7 protein-coding genes are annotated in these 12,402 nt (G+C 65.6%); 6 read left to right on the top strand and 1 reads right to left on the bottom strand.

Annotated features, from left to right (window positions below):
• Positions 1–211 precede the first annotated feature (211 nt).
• From ABLV49_RS20405 to ABLV49_RS20420, 4 genes are read left to right on the top strand one after another with little or no spacing between them, the layout of a single operon-like run.
• Positions 212–1,075 (top strand): MurR/RpiR family transcriptional regulator, encoded by an 864-nt coding sequence (locus ABLV49_RS20405; RefSeq protein ID WP_349279372.1) that lies wholly within the window; start codon positions 212–214, stop codon positions 1,073–1,075.
• Between the two features lie 22 nt (positions 1,076–1,097).
• Positions 1,098–2,321 carry a diaminopropionate ammonia-lyase gene (locus tag ABLV49_RS20410; RefSeq protein WP_349279374.1) on the top strand — a complete coding sequence of 408 codons (1,224 nt, stop codon included), beginning with the start codon at positions 1,098–1,100 and terminating at the stop codon, positions 2,319–2,321.
• Positions 2,318–3,562, top strand: coding sequence for a Zn-dependent hydrolase (locus ABLV49_RS20415; RefSeq protein WP_349279375.1), 1,245 nt, complete (start codon positions 2,318–2,320; stop codon positions 3,560–3,562). The genes ABLV49_RS20410 and ABLV49_RS20415 overlap by 4 nt, the downstream gene beginning before the upstream one ends.
• Positions 3,563–3,601: 39 nt before the next feature.
• Positions 3,602–4,567 (top strand): N-carbamoyl-D-amino-acid hydrolase, encoded by a 966-nt coding sequence (locus ABLV49_RS20420; RefSeq protein ID WP_349279377.1) that lies wholly within the window; start codon positions 3,602–3,604, stop codon positions 4,565–4,567.
• A gap of 172 nt (positions 4,568–4,739) precedes the next feature.
• On the opposite strand, the gene putA is transcribed toward ABLV49_RS20420, so the two are convergent.
• Positions 4,740–8,819: a trifunctional transcriptional regulator/proline dehydrogenase/L-glutamate gamma-semialdehyde dehydrogenase gene (gene putA, locus ABLV49_RS20425; protein WP_349279379.1), complete on the bottom strand. Its 4,080-nt coding sequence runs from the start codon at positions 8,817–8,819 to the stop codon at positions 4,740–4,742.
• Between the two features lie 272 nt (positions 8,820–9,091).
• Here putA and ABLV49_RS20430 point away from each other — a divergent pair, with 272 nt between their 5' ends.
• Positions 9,092–11,422 carry an NADP-dependent malic enzyme gene (locus tag ABLV49_RS20430; RefSeq protein WP_349279380.1) on the top strand — a complete coding sequence of 777 codons (2,331 nt, stop codon included), beginning with the start codon at positions 9,092–9,094 and terminating at the stop codon, positions 11,420–11,422.
• Between the two features lie 496 nt (positions 11,423–11,918).
• The gene (locus tag ABLV49_RS20435; protein WP_349279382.1) at positions 11,919–12,344 is read left to right on the top strand and encodes a barstar family protein; all 426 of its coding nucleotides are present in this window, start codon (positions 11,919–11,921) and stop codon (positions 12,342–12,344) included.
• The last annotated feature ends 58 nt before the right edge of the window (positions 12,345–12,402 follow it).

The following is a 12,402-nucleotide window of genomic DNA, read 5'->3' on the forward strand; positions in this document are numbered from 1 at the left end:
TGCGCCCACGACGGCATTTGAATCAGGCGGGCTCGTCCCGCTCGCAGCGCATGCCCGCCAAGCGCCAAGGCGCGGGCACCGGTCTTGCTAGAACCGGGCATGATCAATGAAACAATAATTTCTCAAATTCAAAACACTTGGAACTTATGTTCCAAACTTGTGCATGCCATGCATCAAGTTGGTGATGCATGCACGAACCAGGCGCAATGACATGAAAAAAGAGACCGAACCCCTCGATGCCCGGCTGCTGAAGGTCTATGACCAGCTTTCGGCGACAGACCGCAGGCTGGCGGACGTGGTCATCGCACGGAAAAAGGATTTGCTGGCCTATTCGGCCACCGAGCTGGCGGGCCTGGCCGGTGCCTCCAAGGCCAGTGCGGCACGGTTTTTTCGCCGTCTGGGCTACGCCGGATTCAGCGACTTCCGGCAGCAGGTCCGCGCCCAGGTGTCGCAGCAGTCGCCGCTGGCCCGCATCGGCCGCACGCCTGCGCGCCCATCGGAATCGGCCTCGTTGCAGGCGCATGTGCAAAATGACGTGGCGCGCCTGGGCAGCCTGCTCGACGGCCTCACGCAGGACGTGCTGGAGCAGGCGCTTGAGTTGCTGGTTCGCGCGCGCCGGGTCTGGATCGTCGGCTACCGCAACGGCTGCATGACCGCGTTTTATGCCAGCGCCTTGCTGTCGCAGGTGCGGCATGACGTGAATTTGCTGAACGAGCTGTCAGGCCGTGAAGCGGAAATTTTGGCCGACCTGAATGACAAGGACGTGCTGCTGGCCGTGGACTTTCGCCGGCGCACCAGCCGGCTGCCACGGATCGTCGCGGCCGCCCGCAGCACCGGCGCACGCGTGCTGCTGCTGACCGACACGCCGCTGTCCGCGCTGGCGAGCCAGGCGGCGGCGATATTGCACTGCCCCAACCAGACCGAGCAGGTGTTTGACTCCTATGTCAGCGCCGTCAGCCTCATGAACTACCTGGCCACGTCGATGGCCGCGCGCACGCCCAAGCAGGCCCGCGCCCGCATGTCCCGGATCGAGAGCCTGCATGCGGCGCTCGGCGATCTGGAAACCGATTCCTGAACCCCACCGAGCGAGCCTTCCCATGCACAGCCTTCCTTCCATTTCAACTGACTACTTTCTCAACCCGGCGTTCCAGCGCGAGGAGCCCTATGGCGAGCAGCGCGCCAGCATCCTCAACGCCGGCGCGCTGGCCAGTGCCGGGCAGGAAATCACCGCCTGGCCTGGCTACCAGGTCACGCCCCGGCATTCGCTGGGCGATCTGGCCGCTGCGCTGTGCGTCGCCTCAATCAATTACAAGGACGAAGGCTCGCGCTTCGGCCTGGGCAGCTTCAAGGCCCTCGGGGGCGCCTACGCGGTCGGCCGGCTGCTGTGCCGCGTGCTGGGGAAGCGGCTGGGCCGGGTCGTGAACCCGTCCGACCTGCTGCAGGGCGAGTTGCGCCAGGCCGCTTCAAGCATCACGGTGACCTGCGCCACCGACGGCAACCATGGCCGGTCGGTGGCCTGGGGCGCGCAGCTGTTCGGCTGCCGCTGCGTGATCTACATTCACGCCTCGGTCAGCGACGGGCGCAGGCAGGCCATCGAACGCTATGGCGCGCAGGTGGTGCGCACCGAAGGCAACTACGACGACGCCGTGCGGCAGGCCGACCGCGACGCCCGGGCCAAGGGCTGGCATGTCATCTCCGACACGTCCTATCCCGGCTACATGGACGTTCCGCGCGACGTCATGCAGGGCTATCAGCTGATGGTCCAGGAGGTCGTCCAGCAGCTTGACGCATGGCCCACGCATGTCTTCGTGCAAGCCGGCGTGGGCGGATTTGCCGCAGCCGTCTGCGCCTATTTCTGGGAGCGCGACGCGCAGCGGCGGCCCTTCTTCACGGTGGTGGAGCCGACCCGCGCCGACTGCCTGCTGCAAAGCGCGCGCAACGGCCAACTCACGGCGGTCACGGGCGAGCTGGACACGCTGATGGCCGGCCTGGCCTGCGGTGAGGTGTCGCTGCTGGCCTGGGACATCCTGGAACGCGGCGCCAACGCCTTCTGCACAGTGGACGACGACGCGGCCGTGGCGGTGATGCGGCTGCTCGCGCATCCGCCAGGGAACGACGCCGCCATTGTGGCCGGCGAATCGGCAGTGGCCGGGCTGGCTGCGGCCATCGGCATCGCCAGCAACCCCGAAGCCCGGGCCGCGTTCGGAATCAATGCCGAAAGCCGGATTCTGTTCTTTGGCAGCGAAGCCGACACGGACCCGGCGCTTTACCGGCAGCTGGTCGGCGCCAGCGCGGCCGACGTCCTCGGGGCGCAGGCATGAGCCCCCTCGACGACCTGGAAATCAGCCCCCAGCGGCTGGCGCAAAGCCTGGCGGCACTGGGGCAAGTCGGCGCGCTGGAGGGCGGCGGCGTGAACCGGCTGGCGCTGACCGACGCCGACCGGCTCGGCCGCGAATGGACGGTGGCGCGCATGCGCGAGTTGGGCATGGCGGTCACCATCGACGCCATCGGCAACGTCATGGCGGTGTACGCCGGCACCGAAGACCTGCCGCCGGTCATGACGGGCTCGCATATCGACACCGTGCGCACCGGCGGGCTGTACGACGGCAACTACGGCGTCCTGGCCGGCCTGGAGGTGGTGGCCACGCTGCGCGATGCAGGCGTGCGGCCGCGCCGGCCGATTGCGGTCGCGTTCTTCACCAACGAGGAAGGCGCGCGCTTTCAGCCCGACATGATGGGCAGCCTGGTGTACGTCGGCGGCCTGCCGCTGGCGCAGGCGCTGGCCACCCGGGCCGCAGACGGCTGCACGGTCGGGGAGGAACTGCGGCGTATCGGCTACCAGGGGCCGGCGGCCATCGGCTGCCCGGTGGTGGACAGCTTCGTGGAACTGCACATCGAGCAGGGTCCGGTGCTGCACCAGCAAGGCGTGCAGATCGGCGTGGTCGAGGGCGTTCAGGGCATCTCGTGGACCGAGTTCACGATTGAAGGCGTGTCCAACCATGCCGGCACGACGCCCATGGCCCTGCGCCATGACGCGGGCGTGGTGGCGGTGCGCGTCGCGGCTTTTGTTCATGAACTGGCCTTGCGTTACGGCGGCCGCCAGCTGGCGACCGTGGGCTCGATCCAGCTGTCGCCCAACCTGGTCAACGTGATTGCCCAGCGCGCCGTGTTCACGGTGGACCTGCGCAACACCGACGAGGCCACGCTGGCCTGCGCCGAGGCCGAGGTGCATGCGTTCGCCGCGCAGTGCGCGGCGGCGCAAGGTGTTGCGTGCAGCCATCGGCGCCTGGCGCGCTTCGAGCCGGTGGCGTTCGATCCGCTGGTGGTCAAGCTGATCGAGCAGGAAACCCAGGCGCTGGGGCTGTCAGCCCTGCGCCTGCCCAGCGGCGCCGGGCACGACGCGCAAATGCTGGCGCGGGTCTGCCCCGCCGGGATGATTTTCGTGCCCAGCGTCAATGGACTGAGCCACAACGTGAACGAGTTCACCGAGCCCGACGACCTGGCGCGGGGCGCGCAGGTCTTGCTGCAGGTGCTGATGCGGCTAGCCCAGCGTGGTGTTTGAAATGATCCCCTTTTTATTTGAATTGACTGGAGTCTTGCAATGTCCCGATTTGTGAATGTGGCGCTGGGCCAGCTCGGCCCCATCCAGCGCGCGGATTCGCGCCAGCAGGTCGTTAGCCGCCTGTGCGCCTTGATGCGTGAAGCGCACGCGCTCGGCGCGCACCTGATCGTTTTCCCCGAACTCGCGCTGACCACCTTCTTTCCGCGCTGGTACATCGAGGACGAGGAAGAGATCAACAGCTTTTTCGAGCGCGAGATGCCGTCTGCCGCGACGCAGCCGCTGTTTGACCTGGCGCGCGAGCTGGGCATGGGCTTTTACATCGGCTATGCCGAACTGGCGCAGGAGCAAGGCAAGGCGGTGCGCTACAACACCTCCATCATCGTCAACCGCCAGGGCGAGATCATCGGCAAATACCGCAAGGTGCATTTGCCGGGCCACGCCGAGCATGAACCGTGGCGGCGCTTCCAGCACCTTGAAAAACGCTACTTCACGCCCGGCAACCATTTTGGCGTGACCCCGGCGTTCGGCGGCATTTTTGGCATGGCGATCTGCAACGACAGGCGCTGGGCCGAGACCTACCGGGCCATGGGGCTGCAAGGCGTGGAGATGGTGCTGATCGGCTACAACACGCCGGTCCACAATGCCCCGGCGCCGCAGCACGATGACCTGTCGCTGTTCCAGAACCAGCTGTCGATGCAGGCCGGCGCCTACCAGAACGGCACCTGGGTCGTCGGCGTGGCCAAGGCCGGCCTGGAAGAAGGCGTGGACAGCATTGGCGGCAGCTGCATCGTCGCGCCGTCGGGCGAAGTCGTGGCCCGCTGCATCACCAAGGGCGACGAAGTGGCGATTGCCCGCTGCGACCTGGATTTTTGCGCCATCTACAAGCGCACCACCTTCAACTTCGACCTGCACCGCAGGCCCGAAGCGTATGGGTTGCTCGTCGAGCGAAAAGGCGAAACGCTGGCCGCCGATGGAACAGCAGTGGGTATCCTGAACGCACCGTGAACCTGCGCTGGCTGGCCCGCGAAGCCGGTTCAGGGGAACGCTGAAAAAGGCGCAAACATGGCCTGCGCCTTCGACACTATTTTATTGATAGCTGCTTACGCCCGTGCCTATTGCGCAAAAGGCATATTTCATCACTAAAAACCGGAAGAATCCCCTGCAGCCCGCCTATGGATCAGCCCATCGTCATGAGTTGCGCGTTGCCGCCGGCGGCTGCGGTGTTGGTGCTGATGCTCTGCTCATGCATCAGCGCGCTCACGTCGTACAGGGCACCGTCGGCCAGTTGCGCCGGCGTCAGGTTCTCGATGCGCACGAGGGCGCCGGGACGCTGCGCGACGCGCGGCAGCAAGGCCTGCAGCGCGTCGCCGTCGCCCTCGAACAGCATCGCGCTCAGCTGCGTCTCGCCCAGCAGCTGCGCGGCGCTGCGTGACTCGACAAAGCCCCGCGCCTCGGGTGGCAGGGCCGCCAGCGCCTGCGCCACGGCGCTGTGGGGCGCGGGCGTCTCCAGCCAGCACGGGTTGCCGCTGGCCAGCGCCGCCGCCACATGGTGCACCAGGCCGAGCGCGGTCTGCGGCGCCGCCCAGACGGCGCCGCGCGGCAGCAGCTGGTAGCGGTTCGACTCGCCAGTGGGTCCAGGCAAGGTGAACAGCTGGCCCAGCACGCTGCTGGTGCGGTAGGCGTCGCACGCGGCCACGGCCCGGGCGGCATCGCCGCTGCCCTGCCAGCCCGCCAGCGCGGCAAATTGGGGGCCTTGCAATGCAGCGCCCAGGCTTTGCAGCGCCTTCAGCGCGGGCACATCGGCCGGGTCGCGCCCGATGGCGGGCGCAGACATGCGGCTGACCGGCATCGCCGGCAGCGCGGCCAGCGCCAGGTTGCCCTGCGACTGGCCAGCCTGCAGCAGGCGGTAAAGGTAGAGCGGTCCGCCCGCCTTGGGGCCGGTGCCGGACAGGCCCATGCCGCCGAAGGGCTGCACGCCGACCACCGCGCCAATCACGTTGCGGTTGACGTAGATATTGCCGGCCTGCACCTTCTGCGTGACCTGGGCAATGGTTTCGTCGATGCGGCTGTGCACGCCGAAGGTCAGGCCGTAGCCGGTGGCGTTGATCGCGTCCAGCACCTCGCCCAATTGCTCGCGGCGGTAGCGCAGCACATGCAGCACCGGGCCGAACACTTCGCGCTTGAGGCGCTTGATGCTGTCGATCTCGATCAGCGCCGGCATCACGAAATGGCCCTGGCCGGCGCTTTCATCGCGCGCCATGCGGGTGACACTCTGGCCTTCCGCCTGCATGGCGGCAATGTGCTGCTCGATCTGGACGCGCGCGTCCTCGTCGATCACCGGGCCGACATCGGTGTGCATGCGGTCGGGGTTGCCCATGACCCACTCGCGCATGGCTTCCTTGATCATATTGACCACGCGCTCGGCGCCGTCTTCCTGGATGCACAGCAGGCGCAGCGCAGAGCAGCGCTGGCCGGCCGAATCAAAGCTTGAGGCCAGCACATCGCCGACCAGCTGCTCGGCCAGCGCCGACGAGTCGGCCACCAGTGCGTTCTGGCCGCCGGTCTCGGCGATCAGCGCAATCGGACGGCCCTGCGGGCTCAGGCGCTGGGCCAGCGTCTGCGCGATGAGCCGCGACACCTCGGTCGAGCCGGTGAACATCACGCCGGCCACTTGGCGGTCTGCCACCAGCGCCGCGCCCACGCTGTCGCCGGCGCCGGGCACCAGTTGCACGGCATCCTGCGGCACACCGGCTTCATGCAGGATGTTCACAATCACGCCAGCGACCAGCGGCGTCTGCTCGGCCGGCTTGGCCAGCGCGCAGTTGCCGCTGGCCAGCGCGGCGGCGACCTGGCCGGCGAAGATGGCCAGCGGGAAGTTCCACGGGCTGATGCACAGCACCACGCCGAGCGGGCGGTGCGAGTCGTTGTCGAAGGTCGCCTCGACCTGGGCGGCGTAGTAGCGCAGAAAGTCCACCGCCTCGCGCACCTCGGCAATCGCATTGGGCAGCGACTTGCCGGCTTCGCGCACGATCAGGCCGAGCAGGCTTTGCGTGCGCTGCTCCAGCAGGTCGGCGGCGCGATTCAGGCAGGCGGCGCGCTCCTGCGGCGGCGTGCCCTGCCAGATCTGCGCGGCGCGGGCGGCGCGGCTGACGGCCTGCTCGACCTCCTGCGCCGTGGCCGGGCGCACCCAGCCGACCTGGTCGCGCGTGTCGGCCGGGTTCAAGACCGGCTGCCAGCCGTCGGCTACGGCCTTGTCCGGATCGAAGGATGAAACGTCGGCAACGCTGGCCGCTGCGGCGTAAGTGACCTGGGTGCTGCGCAGCAGGCCGGCGGCGAGCGACGCCAGTTGCTGCTCGTGCGCCAGGTTCAGGCCGGCCGAGTTCAGCCGCGACTGCGCGCCCAGGTCGGCGAACAGCTGGCGCGGCAGCGCGATCTTCGGGTGCGGCGCGCCCAGCCGGCCGGTTTCAAGCGCGATCTGCCGCACCTCCGCCACCGGGTCCACGACCAGTTCGGCCACCGGCACGCTGGCATCGCCGATGCGGTTCACGAACGAGGTGTTGGCGCCGTTCTCCAGCAGGCGGCGCACCAGGTAGGCCAGCAGCGTCTCGTGCGTGCCGACCGGGGCGTAGATGCGGCAGGGCCGGGCCAGCTTGCCGTCGGCGGCGCTGCCCGTGACCTGCTCATACAGCGGCTCGCCCATGCCGTGCAGGCACTGGAATTCGTACTGGCCGCTGTAGTAGTTGCCACCGGCCATGTGGTAGATGCTTGCCACAGTCTGCGCGTTGTGGGTGGCGAACTGCGGGTAAACGGCGTCGGGCGCGGCCAGCAGCTTGCGCGCGCAGGCCAGGTAGGACACGTCGGTGTGCACCTTGCGCGTGAACACCGGGTAGCCATCGAGGCCGTCGAGCTGCGCGCGCTTGATCTCGCTGTCCCAGTAGGCGCCCTTGACCAGCCGCACCATCAGCCTGTGGCTGCTGCGCCGGGCCAGGTCGATGAGGTAGTCGATCACGTAGGGGCAGCGCTTCTGGTAGGCCTGCACCACGAAGCCGATGCCGTTCCAGCCCCTGAGCGCCGGGTCGAAGCACAGGCTTTCGAGCAGGTCGAGCGACAACTCCAGCCGGTCGGCCTCCTCGGCGTCGATGTTCAGGCCGATGTCGTACCGGCGCGCCAGCAGCGTGAGCTTCAGCAGGCGCGGCAGCAGCTCGTCCATCACCCGGTCGCGCTGGGCGCGGCTGTAGCGCGGATGCAGCGCCGACAGCTTGACGGAAATGCCCGGTCCTTCATGGATGCCGCGCCCGTGCGACGCCTTGCCGATGGCATGGATGGCCTGCTCGTAGGACGCCAGGTAGCGCTCGGCATCCTGCTCGGTCGCGGCGGCTTCGCCCAGCATGTCGTAGGAATAGCGAAAGCCGGCCTTTTCCAGCGCGCGGCTGTTGGCCAGCGCTTCGGAGATGGTCTGGCCGGTCACGAACTGCTCGCCCATGAGCTTCATGGCGCGGTGCACGCCCTGGCGGATCAGCGGCTCGCCGCCCTTGCCGATCAGCCGGGTCAGCGACGAGCCCAGGCTTTTCTCGCTGCTGGTGGCCGTCAGCTTGCCGGTCAGCATCAGCCCCCAGACGGCGGCGTTGACAAACATCGACGGCGAATTGCCCAGGTGCGCATGCCAGTCGCCCCGGCTGATCTTGTCGCGGATCAGCGCGTCGCGCGTGGCGTTGTCGGGAATGCGCAGCAGCGCCTCGGCCAGGCACATCAGCGCCACGCCTTCCTGGCTGGAGAGCGAGAATTCCTGCACCAGCGCCTCCACGCCGCCGGCGTCTTTCTTGCCGCGCAGGCCTTTCACGAGCTGCGTGGCAATATTTTCGATGGCGGCGCGCTGGGTGGCATCGCTGGTGTGCGCGAGTTGCACCAGCATGGGCAGGCACTCTTCCTCGGGCCGGTGCCAGGCGGCGGTGACGGCGGCGCGCAGGCTGGTCTGCGGCAAGACGTTTTGCGCCCAGTCGAGAAAGGGCTGCGCGGAAAGCGTGGCACTGGCCGGCAGGAGCGGCTGGTCGGCATCGTCAAGTCCGGCCGTCTGGACGCCATTGGTTGCACCCAGGGTTGCACCTTGCGGCAACAGGCCCCGCTCGATACTTTCCACATACTGCAAAACGGCCTGCTTGATCAGCCAGTGGGGAGCTCGGCCTTGCTGGGCAGCGGCTTCCCTGATACGGGCTCGAAGCGCCTCATCAACCTTCAGGCCGAGCGTGACTGTGGACATGGGTTGCACCTTTTAAAAATAAGTACAACCTATTCTACAAAAGGTACAACCCAAGCCATATACGGGTTAACACCAATAGATTGCTTCTGTCTTTTGCAAAAAAGCATCACGCGCACGAATCCAGCAAAGCGGTGATGCGTGCAAAAAAATCAAAAATACATCGTCCCGGCGCATGGATTTCGACCCTGTTTCTGCTCTAGGTGCGGCCTACAATCGCAAACCGTACAAACGAGTTGACGGCCGCACTGACCGTCCTAGCTGGAGACTTATCAATGCTCACCCCATCCGCTGCGATGCCCCACGATCTTGATACCGAGCGCAACGAAAAGCGCGCCGAACTGCGCCGCGCCGCGCTGGAATACCATGAGTTTCCAACCCCCGGCAAGATTGCCATTTCCGCCACCAAGCAGCTGACCAACCAGCGCGATCTGGCGCTGGCCTATTCGCCCGGCGTGGCCGCGCCCTGCGAGGAAATCGTCAAGGACCCGAACGCCGCCTTCAAATACACCAGCCGGGGCAACCTGGTCGCCGTCATCACCAACGGCACGGCGGTTCTGGGCCTGGGCGACATCGGCCCGCTGGCCTCCAAGCCGGTCATGGAGGGCAAGGGCGTGCTGTTCAAGAAGTTCGCCGGCGTCGATGTGTTCGACATCGAGATCGACGAGAAAGACCCGGCCAAACTGGTTGAGATCATCGCCTCGCTGGAGCCGACCTTCGGCGCCATCAACCTCGAAGACATCAAGGCGCCGGACTGCTTTTATGTCGAGCGCGAGCTGCGCAAGCGCATGAAAATCCCGGTCTTTCACGACGACCAGCACGGCACGGCCATCACCGTCGGCGCGGCCATGATCAACGCCCTGAAGGTCGCCGGCAAGGACCCGAAAAAAGTCAAGCTCGTGACCTCTGGCGCGGGCGCGGCGGCGCTGGCCTGCCTGGGCCTGCTGCTCAAGCTGGGCATTCCGCGCGAGAACATCTACGTGACCGACCTGGCCGGCGTGGTCTATGAAGGCCGCACCGAGCTGATGGATGAGGACAAGATCCAGTTCGCCCAGCCCACGCAAGCCCGCACGCTGGGCGAAATCATCGAAGGCGCGGATGTCTTTCTGGGTCTTTCAGCCGGCGGCGTGCTGAAGAAAGAGATGGTCGCGAAGATGGCGGCCCGCCCCATCATTTTTGCGCTGGCCAACCCGAACCCGGAAATCACGCCCGAAGATGTCAAATCGGTGCGCGATGACGCCATCATCGCCACCGGCCGCAGCGACTACCCGAACCAGGTCAACAACGTCCTGTGCTTCCCGTATATCTTTCGCGGCGCACTGGATGCCGGCGCATCGACCATCACCATCGAGATGGAAATCGCCGCCGTCCACGCCATTGCCGAGCTGGCGCAGGCCGAGCAGAGCGAAGTGGTCGCCGCCGCCTACATCGGCGAAAAGCTGACCTTCGGCCCTGAATACCTGATTCCCAAGCCGTTTGATCCGCGCCTGATGATGAAGATTGCACCGGCGGTGGCGCAGGCCGCTGCCGACAGCGGCGTGGCGCTGCGGCCCATCGCCGACATGGACCACTACCGCGAGCGCCTGCAAAGCTTTGTCTATGCCTCCGGCACGATCATGAAGCCGATTTTCACGGCGGCCAAGGTCGCGGCCCGCAAGCGCGTGGCCTATGCCGAAGGCGAGGAAGAGCGCGTGCTGCGCGCCTGCCAGATCGTGGTGGACGAAAACCTGGCCCGGCCCACGCTGATCGGCCGCCCGGCCATCATCGCCCAGCGGATTGAAAAGTTCGGCCTGCGCCTGAAGGAAGAACTCGACTACGACGTGGTCAATGTCGAGCAGGACCACCGCTACCGCGACTTCTGGCAGACCTACCACCGCCTGACCGAGCGCAGCGGCGTGACGGCGCAGATGGCCAAGATTGAAATGCGCCGCCGCCTGACCTTGATTGCTGGCATGCTGCTGCTCAAGGGCGATGTGGACGGCCTGATCTGCGGCACCTGGGGCACGACGGCCCATCATCTGGCCTATCTGGACCAGGTCATCGGCAAGCGCGAAGGCGTCAATACCTATGCCTGTATGAACGGGCTGATGCTGCCCGGCCGCCAGGTGTTCCTGCTCGACACCCACGTCAACTACGACCCGACGGCCGAGCAGCTGGCCGAAATCACCACCATGGCGGCCGAGGAAATGATGCGCTTCGGCATCAAGCCCAAGGCCGCGCTGCTGTCGCATTCCAACTTCGGCTCGTCCAACCACCCGAGCGCCCTGAAAATGCGCCGCACGCTCGAACTGCTGCGCGAGCAGACGCCCTGGCTCGAAGTCGATGGCGAAATGCATGGCGACGTGGCGCTGGATGCCGAGGGCCGCCGCCTCATCATGCCCAACAGCACGCTGACCGGCGAAGCCAACCTGCTGGTGCTGCCCAATATTGACGCCGCCAACATTTCCTACAACCTGCTCAAGACCGCAGCCGGCGGCAACATTGCCATTGGCCCGGTGCTGCTGGGCGCCAACAAGCCGATGCACATCCTGACGCCAACGGCCACCGTGCGCCGGATTGTCAACATGACGGCACTCACGGTCGCGGACGCCAACGCCGCACGCTAAAGTCAAAGCCGTCAGGCATTACCAAGTAAAGAGGGCTTTAGAGCCCTCTTTTTAATGCCTAAAATTTCAGCAATCGCTTGCCTTTTTTCCCGGCATGCGGCAAACTACCCCTCTTGAAATTTAAGGGTTAACCCGACGAATTGGCCCGAAGTGAGCGGCCAGTCTCCGGGTTCAGCCCTGGGTCTGGCGAGCCTCCCGGTGCCAGGACAGGTTTCAAGTGCTAAAAAGATTCCGAATTTTTCCGCTAGCAGGAAGTCGGAATCCAGCACAAAAATTTCCGGTAATTCGCCGCCCCTTGTGGGAATCCGAAAGGTAGGCGTTTTGCTGAAGTCGGCGCAAGCTGATGCGGCCGGGCATGGCCGTCCTGCAGAGGGAATCCCCGCCATTGATGGTGGGGAGGATGTCAAGATCACTATGCGAGTTTTCGCAAAATCGTTCACTAACCAGGACTGTGGTTGTTATTTTGACTTTTGACTCAAGAGAAAGAGAAGCGGAGATGGAAACACCACTTCGTAAGGACGACGAAATACCATTGAAGGGCATCCGGCCCAACATTGTTCAGTCCATACGCGCCTTCCGTGTGCCCGAATTGCAGGACGCCGCCACGAAGCTGAACCAGCATTTTCTGTATGCCAACCTGGGCAACGCCCAGAGCAAACAGGACATTCTGGACATGATCGCGGCCCAGTACACCTTCCCGGCGCATGTCGGCAAGAACTTCGATGCCTTGTACGACTGCATGACGGACCTGGTTCACAAATCAGGCCCGCAGCCCGGCTTCATCGTCGTGCTGGAGCAGATTCCTGCGCATGCCAAATTCGACAAGGAAGCACGCGAGCAACTGCTCGACATCTTCCGGGATGCAGCCGACTACTGGGCGGATCGCAAGATACCGTTCAGATGCTTCTATTCTTTTCTGTAGCCCGCTCCCCAGACATTGGCCAAGGGGATCGGGCGAATGAGGCCCAGCAAGTCGTCGC

It is taken from the genome of Polaromonas hydrogenivorans, from assembly GCF_040105105.1.
Lineage (GTDB): Bacteria > Pseudomonadota > Gammaproteobacteria > Burkholderiales > Burkholderiaceae_C > Polaromonas > Polaromonas hydrogenivorans.